The sequence below is a fragment of the Tritonibacter multivorans genome, from assembly GCF_001458415.1.
In the GTDB taxonomy this organism is placed as follows: Bacteria; Pseudomonadota; Alphaproteobacteria; order Rhodobacterales; family Rhodobacteraceae; genus Epibacterium; species Epibacterium multivorans.
In genome coordinates, this window is the sequence record NZ_CYSD01000037.1 from 467,821 (window position 1) to 485,725 (window position 17,905).

Below are 17,905 nucleotides of genomic sequence, written 5' to 3' on the forward strand. Positions count from 1 at the left end.
GTGGCCAATTCCCCCGGGATATTTCAGAAAAGATGAAAGCATGGGCCCTTGGTTGCGCGCGGTGAGATGTGTCGCGGCAAATTGGTTCCCCCGGCGCGACTGAGGCTGTAGAAGGCTTGCGAACATGTCCATTTCGAAGCGGAGCCCGAGCCCATGAGCACACCGAAACCTGTCGTCCTTTGTATCCTTGATGGCTGGGGCAGCGCCGAAGCCGGGGCCGCCAATGCGCCGCATCTGGCAGCGACGCCGACCTTTGATGCGATCATGGAGCAGGGCCCGCAGGCACGGTTGATCACCCATGGCCCGGACGTGGGCCTGCCGACCGGTCAGATGGGCAATTCCGAGGTCGGCCACACCAATATTGGTGCAGGGCGCGTGGTGGCGATGGATTTGGGCCAGATCGATCTGGCGATTGAGGATGGGTCCTTCTTTGACAATGAGGCGTTGCAAGCGTTTATCGCCAACCTGAAAGAAACCGGCGGTGCGGCGCATTTGATGGGTTTGGTGTCCGATGGTGGCGTGCATGGCCACGTGACCCATATCCTCGCTGCGATCAAAGCGATCGTTGATGCGGGCGTGCCGGTCTGGCTGCATGCGGTCACCGATGGCCGCGATGTGGCGCCGCAGTCGGCACTGGAATACATTGCACAGCTTGAGGCGCAGATGGCGGGTGGCGCAAAAATCGCAACCGTCACAGGCCGTTACTTTGCAATGGATCGCGACAACCGTTGGGAACGGGTGAGCCAAGCCTATGCTGCCATGATCAAAGGCGAAGGCCAGCATGTGGCTGCCAATGCAGGTAGCGCGGTAGAGGCGAGCTATGGCCGCGAGGCGCTCGATGAATTTGTTGAGGCCACGGTGATCGAAGGGTTTGCGGGCGTGCAGGATGGCGATGGGTTTTTCTGTTTGAACTTCCGCGCTGATCGTGCACGTGAAATCCTACGTGCCATTGGCGAGCCGGGCTTTGCGGAATTTGACACCGGTGTGCGCCCCGCACTGGCAGGCCTTTTGGGCATGGTGGAGTATTCTGCCGGTCACAATGACTATATGACCACCGCCTATCCGAAACGTGCCATTGTGAACACGCTGGGGGAATGGGTGGCGAAGCAGGGTAAAACCCAGTTCCGTCTGGCCGAGACCGAGAAATACCCCCATGTGACCTTCTTCCTGAACGGCGGGGTTGAGACACCTTATGAGGGCGAAGCGCGGTTCATGCCGCTGTCGCCGAAGGTTGCGACTTATGACCTGCAGCCGGAAATGTCCGCCCCGGAGGTGACCGAGAAATTCGTGGAGGCAATCGAGGCTGGTTATGACCTGATCGTTACCAACTATGCCAACCCGGATATGGTCGGTCATACCGGCGACCTGAAAGCGGCGATGGCGGCTTGTGAAGCGGTGGATCAGGGGCTGGCCAAGGTTGTGGCTGCGCTTGATGCCGCCGGTGGCGCCATGATCGTCACCGCCGACCACGGCAATTGCGAACAGATGCTGGACCCGGAAACCGGCGGGGCGCATACGGCGCATACCACCAACCTTGTGCCGGTTGCACTGGTTGGCGGCCCGGGCGGCGCAAGCCTGAAAGATGGCCGTCTGGCCGATCTGGCGCCGACCATTCTGGATCTGATGGGCCTTGAACAACCCGAGGAGATGACCGGGGAAAGCCTGCTGGCATGAGATGGCTCTGCGCCCTTCTGGTGATGCTGGGGCTTGCTGCGCCGGTCTGTTCTGCCGAAGATCCTGCGGTGGCGGCTGAACAGGCCGCCGCGCAATTGCAGGCGGCCGCGGATGGGTTGGCTGCTGCGCAAAAGGCCAGCGACCGGGTCAAGGCGCTGACAGAAACCGTGCGCGCCTATGAGGCGGGCCTTCAGGCCATGCGCGAAGGGCTGCGCCGGGTAACTCGCCGGGAAACCGCGTTGACCCAGCAGCTTCAGGCGCGCGAGGGCGAGGTTGCGGATCTGATCGGGGTTATTACTACGATCGAAACCTCAACCCCGCCGGTTCTGATGTTGCACCCTTCGGGGCCATTGGGCGCGGCGCGCTCTGCCATGATGCTGGCCGAGGTCACACCCGGCCTGCAGGCCCGTGCCGATGCGCTGAAAGGCGACCTGCAAGAGGTGCAAGAGCTGCGCCTGTTGCAGATGAACGCGGCGCAGCAGCTGGAAAAAGGGCTTGATGGGGCGCAGACCGCGCGCATTGCGCTGTCGACGGCCATGGCAGACCGCCAGGATCTGCCGCAACGCTATATTGAAGATCCGGTGCAGACCGCGATCCTGATGTCGTCGGCGGATACGCTCACGGGATTTGCCGATGGTCTGGCGATGATCGCCGAGGCCGAGGATCTGCCGGAAAGCGACGGGGATATCTCGGCGCGGCGCGGGAGTTTGGCGCTGCCGGTCCAAGGGATCTTATTGCGCGGCTATGGCCAGCGGGACGCGGCAGGCATTGCACGGCCCGGTTTCCTGATCGCCACGCGCCCGCGTGCGCTGGTGACCAGCCCGACGGCGGCGACCATCCGCTATCGCGGCCCGCTCTTGGATCTGGGCAATGTGGTGATCTTGGAACCGCAGGCGGACATGCTTCTGGTGGTGTCCGGTCTGGCCGAGGTTTTTGGCGACGTGGGGCAAGTGATCCCCGAAGGCACACCCATTGGGCTGATGGGCGGAGAGACGCCCGAGGCGGGCACGATTTTGCCATTGAGCGGTGAAGGGGCTGGTACTGACCGCACAGAAACGCTCTATATAGAAATCAGAATGGAAAACAGTCCTGTGGACCCGGCGACGTGGTTCCGGACCGGACAAGGTGGATAGGCATTCTATGAAGAAATTTGCGATGGCCGCTCTGGGCGGCACGCTGGCGGGGATCGTGGCGACAACCTATGTTGCAGCCCCCCTTCTGGCGCAAGAGGCCCGGGAGACCAATGTCTACGAACAGCTGGATCTGTTTGGCGATATTTTTGAACGCATTCGTGCGCAATACGTGGAAGAGGTCGACGAGAAAGAGCTGATCGAGGCAGCCATTGGCGGCATGTTGCAATCGCTGGACCCGCACTCCAGCTATCTGTCGCCCGATGATGCCGCCAAGATGCGCGTGCAGACCCGTGGCGAATTTGGCGGTCTGGGCATCGAGGTGACGCAGGAAGACGGCTTTGTCAAAGTGGTCTCACCCATTGATGGCACCCCTGCCGATGAAGCAGGCATCGAGGCCGGCGACTTTATCACCCATGTAGATGGTGAAAGCGTTCTTGGCCTTGCGCTGGATGGCGCGGTTGAGCTGATGCGCGGCCCGGTGGGGTCCGAGATCGTCATTACCGTGGTGCGCGAAGGCGAAGAAGAACCCTTTGACGTCACCATTATCCGCGACACCATCAAGCTGACTGCTGTGCGCACCCGTACTGAGGGCAGCACTGTTGTTCTGCGGGTGACAACCTTCAATGAACAGACCACCCCGAACCTTGTGGCCGGCTTTGAAAAGCAGGTTGAGGAACTGGGTGGCATGGACAATGTAAACGGCGTTGTGCTGGATCTGCGCAACAACCCCGGCGGTCTGCTGACCCAAGCGATCAGCGTATCAGACGCCTTCCTTGAAAGCGGTGAGATCGTTTCGACCCGTGGGCGCAATCCGGAAGATGGCGAGCGTTTCAACGCAACCCCCGGCGACCTGATTGAAGGGAAGCCGATTGTCGTGCTGATCAATGGCGGCTCGGCCTCGGCGTCGGAAATCGTGGCTGGTGCACTGCAGGATCACCGCCGCGCCATTGTCGTGGGCACCAAATCCTTTGGTAAGGGTTCGGTTCAGACCGTGATGCCCCTGCGCAGCGATGGGGCCATGCGCCTGACCACCGCGCGGTACTACACCCCGTCGGGCCGTTCGATCCAGGCGCTGGGTGTCAGCCCTGACATCGTGGTCGAACAGCCACGTCGCAGCCCCGAGGCAGAGGAAGAGGACGAAGCAACCGCAGCACGTCGTCAGCGGTCCGAAGCGGACCTGCGCGGTCGTCTGAACAATGACAGCCTGTCCGAGGACGAGGTCCGCCAGATCGAGGCAGATCGCGAGAAGGCCGAGAAGGCCGCCGAGCTGCGCAAACAGGACTATCAGCTGGCCTATGCCATCGACATCCTGAAGGGTCTTGTGGCGCTGGGTCCGAAGAACTGATCCGGTTCATTATGTCATGTCAGAGGGCGTCCCAAGCGGGCGCCCTTTTTCATTTTGGGGGGCTGTTTTTCGGCACAAAATCCGCAGGCAGCCCGGCCTGCGGCCAGGCAGAGAAGTCGCAGTAGATGATCTGCCAGTCTTGTCCCGTCATGCGAAACCGCAGCCGTGTTGGAAAAGGCGGCTGCAGCTGGGTGCCTGCATAGACCAGCCGTGCTTCGCAAGCCGCATCAATGTTCAGTGTATTGCGAAAGTCTGCGGAGACGCAGCGCTGATCAAACAGGGTCACTCCGAGAAACCGGAACTGATTGCGCAGGGCGACAAACAGATCACGCAGGTCAGAGCGCCCTTTGAGGTGCAATGGGCCCAACGGGCTGCGCAGGCTTTGCGGCAGATGAAACGCACGTTCAAAGTCGCCAAACACCCCATGTGTGAGCGCGAGGCTCACGGGATCGAGGACAGACTCACTGATTTGTTTGGCCGTAATCGAACCGGAAATGGCAACCACCTACTGGACACTCACAGAACAACTGAACAATCGTTAAATTACCACAATTTTCAATAGCATGCAAAGTTACACGTTTTGCGTGAACGTCTTGACAGGAAATCGAAATAGCTGCCCGATTTTCGGCGACACCGCCCTCTTTACCTGCGCTAGAGTAGCTTCATGATGTTTGAATTACCTGATCACGAAACCCTCTATGCTGCGTTGCTGGCGCGCGATCCCGACTATGACGGGCGCGCCTATGTTGGCGTGACGTCGACCGGCATTTTCTGTCGGCTTACCTGTCCTGCCCGCAAGCCTAAGTTCGAAAACTGCCGTTTCTTTCACACGCCAGGCGAATGCATTGATGCTGGGTTTCGTCCGTGCAAACGCTGCAAACCGCTGAGCGCGGCTGCTGGAAATGATCCAATGATTCAAGGGCTTTTGGCTGATTTGGAAGCCGCGCCCACCAAACGCTGGGCAGAGGCGGACCTGATCGCGCGGGGCCTTGACCCTTCGACCGTGCGCCGGGCCTTCCGGCTGCAGTTCGGCATGACATTCCTTGAGATGGCGCGCCAGCGCCGATTGCGCGAGGGGTTTACGACGCTCAAGGCCGGGGAACCGGTGATTGCGGCGCAGATTGACGCGGGATTTGAAAGTGCCAGCGCGTTTCGCGCGGCCTTTGCCACCTTGTTGGGGCAGGCACCGGGACATTTCCGCAAGGATGCTGAACTTCTGGTTGATTGGATTGACACGCCGCTTGGCGCCATGGTGGCCATTGGATGCCGCCATCGCTTGCATCTATTGGAATTTGTCGACCGCAAAGCTCTGCCGCGCGAGGTCGCGCGATTGCAAAAGGAGCAGCCGGGTGGGCTTGGCTTTGGACGCCCTGCGGTGATCGACCAGGCCGCCGAAGAACTGGAGCGCTACTTTGCCGGTCAGTCTGCAACGTTCCAGACGCCGTTGACCTTGCACGGCACCCCGTTCCAGCGGCAGGTCTGGCAGGCTTTGCGTGAAATACCCGCGGGGCAAACCCGCAGTTATGGGGCCTTGGCTCAGGATCTTGGCCGCCCGACCGCCAGCCGGGCTGTGGCGCGCGCAAACGGGTCCAACCAGATTGCCATTATGGTGCCCTGCCATCGCGTCCTAGGCGCGGATGGGTCGCTCACGGGCTATGGTGGGGGGCTTTGGCGCAAGCAGCGGTTGGTCGAAATCGAAAGCGAACTGGCGCGCGCAGTGCAGCTCTGATTAGCCGTCGTGCTGGGTGTCGCGGCAATGGCGACGGAACGCGCCTTTCAGCATGTCGAGTTCCGCGCGCAACAGTTCGACCTCGGCGCGCAGATCATCGGCAACTGCATCGCCCGCAATCAAGGTCAGCTCGCCCAGTGTTTCATTGCTGCTCTGATCGCAGATCAGAAAGCTTTGGACGCCATCGGTCAGTGCCGAGTTCGGCACTTTGAAGGACAGTGACCATTGGTTGCCCTCTGGTTCTGGGGCCAAGTTTACCTCGGTCAGGGGACGATCGAGATGCAGGACCTGAACGGCGGGTGCATCGGTTGCATCTGGCGCTTCGAGAAGCCCTTCCCAAAGCCCGTTCTGAAAGCGGATTTTATGCAGCTTGAGCGTGCTCATCAGGACCTCATTCAAAAAGTCGCACGCAGATAGCGCGCAAAGGTAATGTCGCGGATGATCACCTGATTCATGTCCGGAGCTTCAAAAATCAGGTCCACCCAGGCTTTCTCGAGCCGTTTTTCGTTCATGTCGCTGTGGGCGAGATCAAATTCCGCAGACACTGAAGTCTGGGACTGAGGCAGTTCCTGCACGATCTGAACGGTGTTGGGGCCGTGTTGCAGATTGAGCCGGGCAAAGATTTCAAGCGGGCGCTCGCGCTCGACAATTGCATCCACGCGAATGACGTGCTGGCGTCCCAATCCCTCGAGCGCGGCAGAGGGAAGGTCCAGCACCAGCGACAGGAAAGAGCCATCAAACTGGAACACATCCATCCGCAGGCCAAACGGCGCGAGGTCCTCTTCGCGGGTGTTGCGCAGCTGGCGCAGGGTCAGCTCTGAGATGCGGCAATCGTGGAACAGCTGCACCTCATGGCCAAGCCGGGCCTTGGAGGGAACAGCGGCGACGCCTGCGACAGGCAAGGGGCCGCGCCAGGGTTCCGGCCGCCAAGACCAATCGGTGCCATGGGGGCGGGAAAAACGGTCCGAGCCAATGTGAGGCATGGCAAGCTTCCCGTCGGCGCGGTGGATCAGCTCGCTCAGGTGTTGGCGCAGCTTGCGGGCCTGATTGCGCTGGCTGCGCAGCCGGTGCAACGGCGTGCGGTCGGCCAAAGCCGTGTCCCGACGCCAACGGCGCAGGGCTGTGGTGTGCACCAAGCGGTCCAGAAAGCTGCCCATTGAAATCCTGTTTTGCCTGTGGATGCCCGCCAAGCCTGCCGTTTTGGAGGCGGCGCGGGTCGGTTTCCGTCACAATAAATCAGGGCGACTGGAAAATGAACGGGGAAACTCACAACAGCTGCGGCGGTCGTGACGTGATCAGCCGTTTTGGTCGTCTGCTGACGCGCTGGTGGTTTCGCTTTGCTGCAGCTGCGGGCGCAGGCGAGGCCGTGGCGAGCTGCCTGCCGGATCCACCGTGGGTTTCGACAGCTGGGCCAGCTCGGTTGCGCTGCGGCTTGCGCGCATGAAATCGCGGATCAGCTTTGCACCGCGATCCCCAAGGTAGCTGCTGCCTGCAGGCGCATAGAGCGCGACGGCGACCATATGGCTGTTTTGGACAAAAGCGCCGCGCCAATGGGTCGGGCTGGCGCCGGGGGTCGTGTCGTCCGGCTGCATATGCAGCTTCACCAGCGGGATCTGCGCATCTTCGCGCTGTTCCAGAAGCCGTGCGTCGCTGCGGGCGCGGGTAAAGGCCTTGTGCAGCGCAGTGGCAGAAGGCGTCGCTGTATTGGCGGCAACAGATCCAATGGAAGCGGTGACAATAACCCCTTCCCCACGACCCAGCCGACGCGCGCCGCGCATACGGTCACAGCGTGCAAGCAGGGCGAAACCGCCTTTGCTGGTGTGCTGTTCCATCTGCGAGTCAAAACAGAACCCGTTTGGGGCCGCGAGCACAAGCTGGCCTTCGTCGAACGCGGTGGTCACCACAGGGTTGGCCCGGCCAAAAAAGCCGCCGCGTTGCCCGCTGTTTGCGGTTGAGGGGTCGGGTGCAAAGGCAAACTGACTGCCTTCCATGCAGCAAGCCAACACCAGTGGCATCATCACCGCGGCAACGGTCAGGCCCAGACGTCGGAACGTAAGCCCGCGCGGCGTAAGTGCTTTTGAACCGGTCGTCCCTGTCATGTCTGTCCCTTGTGTGGCCCCGCGACCTGATTTCTTTCGGGCGAGGGCCATGATCAAATGCGTCAATTTTATTCCAATTAACGTTTGCAAAAGGTGTAGACCTCCCGGTTTCAACGGGCAAGGACATTCCCGGCCAAAGGCTGGCAACAAAGACGCGCTGTGAAAGAAGGCTTGAAGATCAGCGGATTGGTGCCTACCTCCTGCGGTCTTTACCGGCTAAGTTGACGTTAAGGCGTCACAAAGCGGTGTTTCCTGTCCCTGCGGTCAGGGTGCGAAATGCCAGAGGCCGACAACCGATTCGAGAGAGGACGGGGTATGGAGCCCAGCCTGTTTGCCTTCATTTGGCGCTATTCGCGCCCGCAGCAGATTGGTCTGCTGTTGTTCACGTTGGCAAGTTTTCCCTTTCTCTATGCCACGCTGGAACTGCCCAAGCGAATCGTAAATGACGCCATTGGCGCGCCGGTGTCCGTGATCGATGTCTTCGGCTGGCAGCTGCATCCGGAACAATACCTGCTGGTCTTGTGTTTCGGATTTTTGGCTGCCGTCTTGGCGTCGGGGCTGATGAAAATGCGGCTCAATACGCTCAAAGGTATCCTGTCCGAACGGCTCTTGCGGCGGCTGCGGTATCAGATGATCGCACGTATGATGCGGTTCCCATCAACGTATTTCCGGACCACCTCTCAGGGCGAAATGGTCGCTATGGTCACCGCCGAAAGCGAACCCATGGGCGGGCTGATGGGCGATGCGGTGGCACAGCCGGTGTTTCAGGCGGGCCAAATGCTGACCATTGTCAGCTTTCTGTTCATGCAAAGCGTCTGGTTTGGCCTTGCATCGGTGGCGTTGATCCCGTTGCAGGCCTGGCTGATCCCCTTGTTGCAGCGCCAGATCAACCTGCTGAACAAAGACCGCATCCGCGAAGTGCGCGCCCTGTCGGCAGAGATCGGTGAAACGGCGGCGGGTCTCAGCGATCTGCGCGCCAATGGCGGCTGGCGGTATCGGCTGGCCCAGGTTTCCAATCGGCTGGGGCATCTGTTTGAAATCCGCCGCCGGATCTACATGAAGAAGTTCTTCATGAAGTTCCTCAACAACCTGATCGGCCATCTGACGCCGTTCTTTTTCTATGCAATCGGCGGGGTGCTGGCGATCCGCGGGGAAATCACCGTCGGCGCGCTGGTGGCAGCTTTGGCCGCCTACAAAGACCTGTCGTCGCCGTGGAAAGAACTGCTGACCTATTACAATCAGGTGCAGGACATGTCCCTGCGCTGGCAGGTGATGACCGAAAAATTTTCCCCTGCGCAGATGATCAAGCCCGAGTTGTTCGATGGCGAACCAAAGGACATTCCGCATCTGCGCGGCGATATTGAGCTGCGCGATGTGGTGGTCAAAGACAGCGAAGGCAATTCGGTTTTGGATGGTCTGACCCTGACCTTGCCTGCGGGGGGGCGGGTCGCAGTTCAATGCAGATCGGAACGGGAACGCGCGGCTTTTGCCCAGCTGTTGACCCGTGAAATTCTGCCCTCGAGCGGCACGGTGACCATTGCTAACCACCCGCTGAACGACCTGCATCAAGGGGTGATTGCGGCGCGGATTGGCTATGCCTATTCCGACCCTTACCTGTTTGATGGGTCTGTCGGGGACAATGTGCTGATGCCGCTGCGCAACCGCCCTCGGGGCGATGCAGCGCAGGAGCTGATGGGACGGATCGAGGCGGTGAAGGCCGGCAATAGCCCCGATACGCTGGATGCGGACTGGATTTCACCGGAACTGGCCGGGATTGCGGATCAGGACGGCCTGCGGGATTGGTGGTTCCAACTGGTCGAGGCCATGGGCATTGATGGTCAGCTGTTTCACCGCACCCTGCACACGCGTTTGCAGGAAAACCACCGCGGGTTGGAAGAACAGATCACAGCGCTGCGTCCGCAGATCGAAGCCAAGCTTGTCGAGAAGGGCATCCGGGACGCGATTTTCCGCTTTGTGCCCGAGCGCTACAACCCGACCCTGACCCTCGCGGAAAACCTGCTGTTTGCTTTCCCGGTTCAACCGGTGCCCGAAACGCTGTTCACCGACCCCGACGGCCCGTTTCAGCGGCTTCTGCGCGCCGAAAAACTGGATCTGGAGGTGCGCCAGATCAGCCTTAACCTGCTGGATATGCTGGAACGGACCTTTGGACGCGATGGCACCAACCACCCGCTGTTCCAACGCATTGGTCTGGACGAAGCCCTGTATCGCCGCATTCTTGCGGCGGCCGAGCGGTTGCGCTCGCAACGCATATTGACCGACGAGGAAAAAGCGCTGCTGTGCACGCTGCCTTTCCTGCTGACCGAAGAACAATTCCGTCCGGGCCTGCCCGAGACTTTCAAAGATCTGATCCTCCGCCTGCGCAAAACTCATGGCGATCTGCTTTTGTCGCAGTGCAAAGGCGTGTTCCGCCGACTGCGGGTTGACGAATACGCCCGCAAACTGACCGTTCTGGAAAATGCCCTGTTTGGCCGGGTTTCCGATTTTGCAGGGGCGCGGTCAGAGGCCGTTGAGGATGCAGTGGCCGAAGTGCTGGCGGCCCATGATCTGCGCGCGCGTCTTGCGCTGATGCTCTATGATCTGCCGACCGGTCTCGGCGGGAGCTTGCTTGAACCCGTCTTTCGCGAACGCGCCGCGTTTACGCGCGCGGCGATCAAGCGACCGGATGTACTGATCCTGGACCGTGCCCTGGCCAGCCATGATGCCGAAAGCCGTCTGGGTACGCGCCGCAAATTGCAGCAGCTGTTGCCGCATACCACCATGATTTACATGGAAGATCATTTTGCCCATCCGGAACGCTATGATGTGTTCATCGAAATCAAGAAGGGGCGGCTGGACGGTATCCCTGCATTGCGCCAACCGGTCAACGAAGGGGATGTTGCTGATTTTGATCGAAAGCTTGCCGAACTGCGCAATGTGGAGCTGTTCTCCAAACTGGATCCGCGCAATCGCCGTCTTCTGGCCTTTTCGGCGCAATGGTGCCCGGTCGCTGCGGGCGAACCTGTCTTCCTGAGTGGTGAACCGGGGGATGCGGTCTATCTGTGTTTGTCGGGGCGCGCGGAAATCCGCTGGGCCGGGCGCGATGAGGCATTGGATGATGTGCTGCCGGGGCGTCTTATTGGCGATCTCGCGGTGATCCTGAATGCCCCGCGTCAGCTGGATCTGGTTGCTGGCGAAGACAGTCTGTTTCTGCGCATCGGGGCAGAGGAATACCGCGCCGTGATCGAAAGCGATGCCAGCGTCGCGGTGGAGTTGCTGAAAACCGTCTCCACCCATCTTTTGAATGTCACAGATGCCTTGCGGCAGGTGCACGGCGGTCCGGAGGCGTTAGAAAACGGCGATACAGGCCGCTCTGAGCCCTCCTGATTGCAATTGACGCAAAGTCGCCTTATCTGAGGGGCAAATGCCCCCCTTGAGCAGAGGCTCCTGATGAACTGGATCACCAATTACGTCCGGCCGCGGATCAATTCCATCTTCTCGCGCCGCGAAGTGCCCGAGAACCTTTGGAAGAAATGCGACTCCTGCGGCACCATGTTGTTTCACCGCGAACTGAGCGACAACCAGAACGTCTGCACCAGCTGCGGCCACCATATGAACATCACCCCGCGCGAGCGTTTTAACGCGTTGTTTGATGGCGGTGTGTTCGCCGAGGTCGACGTGCCGGAGCCGATCACCGACCCGCTGAAGTTCCGCGACCAGAAGCGCTATCCCGACCGGATGAAAGCGGCGCAGAAGAAGACCGGCGAAAAAGAAGCCATGCTGGTCGCTGCCGGTGAAATCGGCCGCACCCCGATCGTGGCCGCCGCACAGGATTTCTCGTTCATGGGTGGCTCCATGGGCATGTATGTGGGCAACGCCATCATTGCTGCCGCAGAAGAAGCTGTGAAACTGGGCCGCCCGCTGGTTCTGTTTTCTGCCGCAGGCGGCGCACGTATGCAGGAAGGCATCCTATCCCTGATGCAGATGCCGCGCACCACGGTCGCGATCCAGATGCTGAAAGAAGCAGGCCTGCCCTACATCGTTGTGTTGACCCACCCCACCACCGGCGGTGTGACCGCGTCTTATGCGATGCTGGGCGACGTGCATATTTCCGAACCCAATGCGCTGATCTGTTTTGCCGGTCCCCGCGTGATCGAACAGACCATTCGTGAAAAACTGCCCGAAGGCTTCCAGCGCGCAGAATACCTGCTGGATCACGGCATGCTGGACCGTGTGATCCCCCGCACCGAGATGCGCGACGAGCTGATCACCATTATCCGCATGCTGATGAACCTGCCGCCGCAGGTGGTGGGCGATCTGCCCGCACCAGAGCCCGCCGCTGCGGAAGAAGACGGAAACACACCCGAGGCTGCCGCCTCTGAGGAAGAAAAGGCAGGCTGAGCCTGCTAACCTGACACCAACACGGGCCCGCCTTATCAAAGGGCGGGCCTTTTTCGGTTCAAGAGCTGAGACCATGACCCAACAGAACTCTGACGCGATCCTCGCCCGCATGATGGCGTTGCACCCCAAGATCATTGACCTGACGCTGGACCGGGTCTGGCGCCTGTTGGCTGCGCTGGACAATCCGCAGGAAAAGCTACCGCCGGTGGTCCATATTGCGGGCACCAATGGCAAGGGGTCGACCCAGGCGATGATCCGCGCGGGTCTCGAGGGCTGGGGCAAATCGGTGCACGCCTATACCTCGCCGCATCTGGCGCGGTTCCACGAACGTATCCGTCTGGCAGGCGCGCTGATTTCCGAGGATCACCTGACCGAAATCCTCGACGAGTGTTATGTCAAAAACGGTGGTGAAAACATCACCTATTTCGAGATCACAACGGTGGCAGGGCTGTTGGCGTTTGCGCGAAACCAGGCGGACTACACTCTGCTCGAGGTCGGCCTTGGCGGACGTCTGGATGCCACCAATGTCATCACGCCGGAACTGTCGGTGATTACTCCGATTTCCATCGATCATGAACAATTCCTGGGCAATACCCTGACCAAGATCGCGGGCGAAAAGGCAGGCATTATCAAACGCGGCGTGCCAGTTGTGGTCGGCCCTCAGTCTGAAGAAGCCATGGATGTGATCGAGGCGACGGCAATGCGCCTTGGTGCGCCGGTGATCGCTTATGGCCAGCATTGGCATGTGAGCGAAGAACGAGGCCGTCTTGTTTATCAGGATGAACGCGGCCTGTTGGACTTGCCGCTGCCCGCGCTCTTGGGCAAGCACCAGGTCCAGAACGCAGGTATCGCGATCGCTGCCCTGCGCCATCTGGGGGCGGATGAGGCTGCCTGCGAAGCGGCGATGGTGGATGCCATCTGGCCCGCGCGGATGCAGCGCCTGAAAACCGGCCCACTGGTCGATGCCGCGGGCGAAGCCGAGCTGTGGCTGGACGGTGGCCACAATGCAGCGGCTGGCGTGGCTTTGGCAGAGGTTCTGGCAGGTCTGCCCAAACGCCCGACACATCTGATCTGCGGCATGCTGAACACCAAGGATGTGACCGGCTATATGGCGCCACTGGCGCAACAAGCCACCAGCCTGACAGGAGTGTCCATCCCCGATGAGATGAACACGCTCTCCGCCGAGGAAACCTGCGCAGCGGCAGCCGAGGTCGGCCTTGACGCAAGTACCGCCGAGAGCGTCGACGCTGCGCTGCGCGCAATTGTGGCCAAAGACCCCTCCGCACGCGTTCTGATTTGCGGATCCCTTTACCTTGCAGGCCATATCCTGCGCAGCAACGGTTGACCCAAAGGGGACGCGGCCATTGGACCGTGTCCCTGTTTCTTCTTTTGGCGGCAAATACTCCGGGGGTGAGGGCGCAAGCCCGAGGGGGCAGCGCCCCCTATTCCCGGCCCCAATCCTTGTCCTGCATCTCCCGCAGGCGCGAGGCCGTGCGCTCAAACTCGAACACCCCTTCACCTTCCAGATACAGGTATTCCGGCTCCGCAGAGGCCGAACAGATCAGCCGCACCTTCGCCTCGTAAAGCGCATCAATCAGGGTCACGAAACGCTTGGCCTCGTTGAAGTTGCTGCGGCTGAGCGCAGGGATATCATCCAGAACAAGCACTTTGACTGCCTCTGCCACCGCCAGATAGTCACCGGGGCCCAACATCGTGCCGCATAGATCAAAGAAGCTTGCACGCGCCACGCCATTGCGGAACGCAGGCAAGGTGACCTCGCGGCCCTTGACCGTCAGCGTCAGCGGGCTGGCAGCGCCGCCGGTGAGGTCTGTCCAGATGCCGTTCATCTCTGCGCGGGTTTCCGGCCCCAGCGGCGTGAAATACACCCGGCTGCCGGTCAATCGATCCTGCCGGTAATCGGTGGGAGAGACCATCTCCCAGACATCCAGCTTTTCTTTGATCAGCGCGATAAAGGGCAGGAACAGCTGTCGGTTCAGACCGTCTTTGTACAGGTCATCTGGCACCCGGTTCGAGGTGGTCACAACTGTGACGCCTGCCTCGAACAGCGCCTCGAACAGGCGGCCAACAATCATCGCATCGGTAATGTCGGTGATCTGCATTTCGTCAAAGGCCAGCAGCCGGACGGATTTTGCAACTTCGGCAGCCACGGGTGCCAGCGCGTCTTCGACCCCGTTTTGGCGGGCTTCGTGCATTTGCGCATGAATTTCCTGCATGAAGGCATGGAAATGCACGCGGCGACTGGGCACATCCGGCAGGCTGTCGACCAGCAGGTCCATCAGCATGGATTTGCCGCGTCCCACCCCGCCCCAGAGATAGAGCCCAGAGACTGGCTCGTGCACGGCTTTGCGGAAAAAGCCGCGTTTCACCGGCTCGGCGCGCAGGCCTGATGCGATGCGATCAAAATGGGGCAGAACCGCCTCTTGGGCCGGATCCGGGCGCAGCTCGCCCGCGGCGATCTTGGCCTGATACTGGTTTGAAATATCCGTCATGGCACGTCAAATACCCTGCGATGGCGCGCATTTAAAGCGCCGCTTTCAGGGAGTTTAGCGCCATTTGGTTCAGAAATCCTGATGTGAGCGTCCAAACATCCTGAATTGACCCATGGGGTGAAACCAAAGATGGTGGCGACAACCTCCGACCTGCCCCAGAAGGGACCTCTTATGGACCAGCCCAAAGCAAATCTGTTCACGCCCGTTCTCATCGTGGGCTGTCTCATTATCATGGTGAGCTTTGCCGTGCGGGCGTCCTTTGGTGTGTTCCAGATCCCGATTGCCGAAGAATTCAACTGGCTGCGGGCCGAGTTCTCGCTGGCGATTGCGATCCAGAACCTTGCCTGGGGCATTGGTCAGCCGATCTTTGGCGCGCTGGCGGAAAAGATCGGGGATCGCAAAGCCATTGTGCTGGGTGCCATCGTGTACGCTGCCGGTCTGGTGCTGAGCGCAGGGGCGACGACGCCGTTTGAGATGCAAGCCTATGAATGGCTGGTGGGCTTTGGCATTGCGGGCACCGGTTTTGGCGTGGTGCTGGCGGTTGTGGGCCGGGCAAGTTCGGATGAAAACCGGTCGATGTCTTTGGCGATTGTGACGGCTGCGGGCTCTGCCGGGCAGATCGTCGGCGCACCGGTGGCGGAATTCCTGCTGACACAGATGAGCTGGCAGATGGTGTTCTTTGTCTTTGCGGGGGCTGTTCTGGCGTTGATCTTGTCCCTGCCGCTGATGCGTGCGCCCGAGATGGCCAGCAAATCCGAACTGGAGGAAAGCCTGGGCCAGATCTTGGTCAAGGCCTTCAAAGACCCCAGCTATACAATGATTTTCCTTGGCTTCTTCAGCTGCGGCTATCAACTGGCCTTTATCACCGCGCATTTCCCGGCCTTTGTGACCGAGATGTGCGGCCCTATTATGCCGGGCGGTATTCTGCATTCGGTCGGTGTCACCACCACCTCGGCCCTTGGGGCGGTGGCGATTTCGCTGATTGGCGCGGCCAATGTCGGCGGCACGCTGCTGGCTGGTTACTTGGGCAAACGCTACACCAAGAAATACCTGCTGGCGGGGATCTATACCGCGCGTACCGTGGTTGCGGCATTGTTTATCCTGCTGCCGATCACGCCCATGTCGGTGATCATCTTCTCGGTTGCGATGGGATCGCTGTGGCTGGCCACTGTGCCGCTGACCTCGGGGCTGGTCGCCCATATCTACGGCCTGCGCTACATGGGCACGCTTTATGGCATTGTGTTCCTGAGCCACCAGATCGGCGGTTTCCTTGGCGTGTGGCTCGGCGGGCGCATGTATGATGTTTATGGCGACTACACCATGGTCTGGTGGATCGGCGTGGGCGTCGGCGCGTTCAGCGCGATTGTCCATCTGCCGATCCGGGAAAAGCCGCTGCAGGCACAGGCGGCTTAAGCGGCGGCTTCTTCGGTCAGCAGACCTTCAGCCACCAAACGCGCGGCAAAAGCCTCGGGCTGGTCAAACAGATGGGTGTGCCAACCCCGCGCTGCGGCGGCCTCGATGTTTTCGGGGCGGTCGTCGGCAAACAGTAGGGATGCACCAGCAAGACCGGACCCCTCTTCCAGTTTCTCATAGATCGCCGCATCCGGTTTGATGCAGCCCAGATAGCCCGAGATATAGGGTTGGTCGAATTCGGTCAGCACCGCGTATTCGCGCGCTGCCAGTTCAAAGGTGCCAATGCCAAAGTTCGACAGGGCAAAGACCTGTACGCCCTTGGCTTTCAACGCCCGCAGCAGGCGCGCAGTGTGGGGAATGTCTGGGCTGGCCATCTCTAACCAGCGGTCGTGCCACCAGCGGATTTCAGTCGCCCAGTTGGGGTGCGCCTCGGCCAGCGCGTAGACGGTTTCCTTCCACGGTGCGCCGGCATCAATGTCGAGGTTGGTCTGATGCATCGGCACCTCCGCAAAGAAGGCCTTGCGGCGTGCCTCGCCGATCTGGGCGTCATAAAAGGCTTCTGGCTCCCAATGGATCAGGACGCGGCCAATATCGAAAACAACGGCTTGGATGGTCATAGTTATCTACCTTTTGAAAACTTATCCGGTGTTGCGGGGATTGGGGCGCGTTGGCGGTTTGGATACCCGTGTTTCGCGCCATAGGGACAGAAGGCCAGCGCTGACGATCAGGCCCGACCCAATCCAGACCGGCAAGCCCGGCCATTCGCCAAAGATCAGAACACCCCAGATCACCGCCATCGGCATGGCAACATATTCAAAAGGCGCAACAAGAGCGGCCTCGCAGAGCCGGTAAGACTGGCTGATCAAATAGACGGCGACCGATCCGGCGACGCCGGAAAGCAGCATCAGAAACAGCTCGAACGCATTGGGCCAGACCCAGGGGCGCAGGACCACATCAAAAATCGGCACGCCGGTCTGCCATTGTCCCTGTCCAAAGGCGAGCCCGGCGAGGGCGCTGAAGATCAGGAACCCAAAGGCCGGAAAAAACGCCATAGTCGCCGCTTTGTCCGCGCCGCCAATATGCCGGGTCAGAACGTGCAGAATGGCATAGGAGCTTGCCCCGATCAGCGGCAAGAGCGCGATGGGCTGGAATGTTTCGGGCCCCGGTCGCAGAATGATCAGAACGCCAAGAAACCCAATGGCCACCGCACCCCATCGCCACGGGCCCACATGTTCGCGCAGGAACACCGCCGACAGGACGGTGACGACCAGAGGCGTGACAAAGGTGATGCTGACGGCCTCGGCCAGTGGCATCAGGGCAAGGCCGGTAAAGTAGGTGATATTGGCAATCAGAACAGCGGTCACGCGGGCCAGATGCAGCGGCAGATGCGCGGTGCGCAGGATGTGCAACCCGCCGTCAATGGGCACCAGCACAAACATCACAAAGGACAGCGCCACAATCGAACGGGTGAACACCATCTGATACAGCGGGTAGTCTCCCGAGAGGAACTTGAACAGCAGGTCAATAACGGAAAAGCCAACAGCGGCACCGGCAGCGGCAGCCATGCCAAAGAGCTTCAGTCGCTGCTCCATCCAGGTGTCCTT

General features: G+C 60.4%; 15 protein-coding genes. 8 read left to right on the forward strand and 7 right to left on the reverse strand.

Going from position 1 to position 17,905, the window contains the following annotated elements; translation table 11 throughout:
- The first annotated feature begins 153 nt into the window (after window positions 1-153).
- From gpmI to TRM7557_RS13310, 3 genes are read left to right on the forward strand one after another with little or no spacing between them, the layout of a single operon-like run.
- Complete coding sequence (gpmI, locus tag TRM7557_RS13300) at window positions 154-1,674, forward strand: 2,3-bisphosphoglycerate-independent phosphoglycerate mutase (protein WP_058290672.1); 1,521 nt, start codon at window positions 154-156, stop codon at window positions 1,672-1,674.
- A complete protein-coding gene (locus TRM7557_RS13305) occupies window positions 1,671-2,807 on the forward strand; it encodes a murein hydrolase activator EnvC family protein (protein ID WP_058290673.1) in 1,137 nt (378 codons plus the stop codon). Before gpmI ends, TRM7557_RS13305 begins: the two co-directional genes overlap by 4 nt.
- Before the next feature lie 7 nt (window positions 2,808-2,814).
- Window positions 2,815-4,152, forward strand: coding sequence for a S41 family peptidase (locus TRM7557_RS13310; protein WP_058290674.1), 1,338 nt, complete (start codon window positions 2,815-2,817; stop codon window positions 4,150-4,152).
- Between the two features lie 49 nt (window positions 4,153-4,201).
- On the opposite strand, the gene TRM7557_RS13315 is transcribed toward TRM7557_RS13310, so the two are convergent.
- Entirely contained in the window at window positions 4,202-4,597 is a 396-nt protein-coding gene (locus TRM7557_RS13315) for a hypothetical protein (RefSeq protein WP_058290675.1), read from the reverse strand.
- A 219-nt stretch (window positions 4,598-4,816) separates the two neighbouring features.
- On the opposite strand from TRM7557_RS13315, the gene TRM7557_RS13320 reads away from it, so the two are divergent.
- On the forward strand, window positions 4,817-5,881 hold the full coding sequence (locus tag TRM7557_RS13320; RefSeq protein ID WP_058290676.1) for a bifunctional transcriptional activator/DNA repair enzyme AdaA: 1,065 nt from the start codon (window positions 4,817-4,819) through the stop codon (window positions 5,879-5,881).
- On the opposite strand, the gene TRM7557_RS13325 is transcribed toward TRM7557_RS13320, so the two are convergent.
- From TRM7557_RS13325 to TRM7557_RS13335, 3 genes are all read right to left on the reverse strand, one after another.
- A complete protein-coding gene (locus TRM7557_RS13325; RefSeq protein WP_058290677.1) occupies window positions 5,882-6,265 on the reverse strand; it encodes a hypothetical protein in 384 nt (127 codons plus the stop codon). It lies immediately after the preceding gene.
- 11 nt (window positions 6,266-6,276) lie between these two features.
- The gene (locus tag TRM7557_RS13330; RefSeq protein WP_058290678.1) at window positions 6,277-7,038 is read right to left on the reverse strand and encodes a DUF6478 family protein; all 762 of its coding nucleotides are present in this window, start codon (window positions 7,036-7,038) and stop codon (window positions 6,277-6,279) included.
- A 138-nt stretch (window positions 7,039-7,176) separates the two neighbouring features.
- Window positions 7,177-7,980, reverse strand: a complete 804-nt coding sequence (locus tag TRM7557_RS13335; protein WP_058290679.1) for a hypothetical protein — start codon at window positions 7,978-7,980, stop codon at window positions 7,177-7,179.
- A gap of 315 nt (window positions 7,981-8,295) precedes the next feature.
- Here TRM7557_RS13335 and TRM7557_RS13340 point away from each other — a divergent pair, with 315 nt between their 5' ends.
- The 3 genes from TRM7557_RS13340 to TRM7557_RS13350 all read left to right on the forward strand — a co-directional run bounded on the left by TRM7557_RS13340 (window position 8,296) and on the right by TRM7557_RS13350 (window position 13,723).
- Window positions 8,296-11,364, forward strand: a complete 3,069-nt coding sequence (locus TRM7557_RS13340) for an ABC transporter transmembrane domain-containing protein (RefSeq protein ID WP_058290680.1) — start codon at window positions 8,296-8,298, stop codon at window positions 11,362-11,364.
- Window positions 11,365-11,427: 63 nt separating this feature from the next.
- Window positions 11,428-12,378 carry an acetyl-CoA carboxylase, carboxyltransferase subunit beta gene (gene accD, locus TRM7557_RS13345; protein WP_058290681.1) on the forward strand — a complete coding sequence of 317 codons (951 nt, stop codon included), beginning with the start codon at window positions 11,428-11,430 and terminating at the stop codon, window positions 12,376-12,378.
- A gap of 73 nt (window positions 12,379-12,451) precedes the next feature.
- On the forward strand, window positions 12,452-13,723 hold the full coding sequence (locus tag TRM7557_RS13350) for a bifunctional folylpolyglutamate synthase/dihydrofolate synthase (RefSeq protein WP_058290682.1): 1,272 nt from the start codon (window positions 12,452-12,454) through the stop codon (window positions 13,721-13,723).
- A gap of 97 nt (window positions 13,724-13,820) precedes the next feature.
- Here the strand turns inward: TRM7557_RS13350 and zapE are convergent, their stop codons facing one another.
- Window positions 13,821-14,888, reverse strand: coding sequence for a cell division protein ZapE (zapE, locus tag TRM7557_RS13355; protein WP_058290683.1), 1,068 nt, complete (start codon window positions 14,886-14,888; stop codon window positions 13,821-13,823).
- 171 nt (window positions 14,889-15,059) lie between these two features.
- Here zapE and TRM7557_RS13360 point away from each other — a divergent pair, with 171 nt between their 5' ends.
- On the forward strand, window positions 15,060-16,301 hold the full coding sequence (locus TRM7557_RS13360) for an MFS transporter (protein ID WP_058290684.1): 1,242 nt from the start codon (window positions 15,060-15,062) through the stop codon (window positions 16,299-16,301).
- On the opposite strand, the gene TRM7557_RS13365 is transcribed toward TRM7557_RS13360, so the two are convergent.
- Window positions 16,298-16,918, reverse strand: a complete 621-nt coding sequence (locus tag TRM7557_RS13365; protein WP_058290685.1) for an HAD family hydrolase — start codon at window positions 16,916-16,918, stop codon at window positions 16,298-16,300. The genes TRM7557_RS13360 and TRM7557_RS13365 overlap by 4 nt on opposite strands.
- A 21-nt stretch (window positions 16,919-16,939) precedes the next feature.
- Window positions 16,940-17,893 carry a DMT family transporter gene (locus TRM7557_RS13370; protein WP_058290686.1) on the reverse strand — a complete coding sequence of 318 codons (954 nt, stop codon included), beginning with the start codon at window positions 17,891-17,893 and terminating at the stop codon, window positions 16,940-16,942.
- Window positions 17,894-17,905: the final 12 nt, after the last annotated feature.

Excerpts from the sequence above, each read along its gene's own strand:
- gpmI (WP_058290672.1), top strand. The coding sequence starts at position 154 with ATGAGCACACCGAAACCTGTCGTCCTTTGTATCCTTGATGGCTGGGGC.
- TRM7557_RS13305 (WP_058290673.1), top strand. The coding sequence starts at position 1,671 with ATGAGATGGCTCTGCGCCCTTCTGGTGATGCTGGGGCTTGCTGCGCCG.
- TRM7557_RS13310 (WP_058290674.1), top strand. The coding sequence starts at position 2,815 with ATGAAGAAATTTGCGATGGCCGCTCTGGGCGGCACGCTGGCGGGGATC.
- TRM7557_RS13320 (WP_058290676.1), top strand. The coding sequence starts at position 4,817 with ATGATGTTTGAATTACCTGATCACGAAACCCTCTATGCTGCGTTGCTG.
- TRM7557_RS13325 (WP_058290677.1), bottom strand. The coding sequence starts at position 6,265 with ATGAGCACGCTCAAGCTGCATAAAATCCGCTTTCAGAACGGGCTTTGG.
- TRM7557_RS13330 (WP_058290678.1), bottom strand. The coding sequence starts at position 7,038 with ATGGGCAGCTTTCTGGACCGCTTGGTGCACACCACAGCCCTGCGCCGT.
- TRM7557_RS13335 (WP_058290679.1), bottom strand. The coding sequence starts at position 7,980 with ATGACAGGGACGACCGGTTCAAAAGCACTTACGCCGCGCGGGCTTACG.
- TRM7557_RS13340 (WP_058290680.1), top strand. The coding sequence starts at position 8,296 with ATGGAGCCCAGCCTGTTTGCCTTCATTTGGCGCTATTCGCGCCCGCAG.
- accD (WP_058290681.1), top strand. The coding sequence starts at position 11,428 with ATGAACTGGATCACCAATTACGTCCGGCCGCGGATCAATTCCATCTTC.
- TRM7557_RS13350 (WP_058290682.1), top strand. The coding sequence starts at position 12,452 with ATGACCCAACAGAACTCTGACGCGATCCTCGCCCGCATGATGGCGTTG.
- zapE (WP_058290683.1), bottom strand. The coding sequence starts at position 14,888 with ATGACGGATATTTCAAACCAGTATCAGGCCAAGATCGCCGCGGGCGAG.
- TRM7557_RS13360 (WP_058290684.1), top strand. The coding sequence starts at position 15,060 with ATGGACCAGCCCAAAGCAAATCTGTTCACGCCCGTTCTCATCGTGGGC.
- TRM7557_RS13365 (WP_058290685.1), bottom strand. The coding sequence starts at position 16,918 with ATGACCATCCAAGCCGTTGTTTTCGATATTGGCCGCGTCCTGATCCAT.
- TRM7557_RS13370 (WP_058290686.1), bottom strand. The coding sequence starts at position 17,893 with ATGGAGCAGCGACTGAAGCTCTTTGGCATGGCTGCCGCTGCCGGTGCC.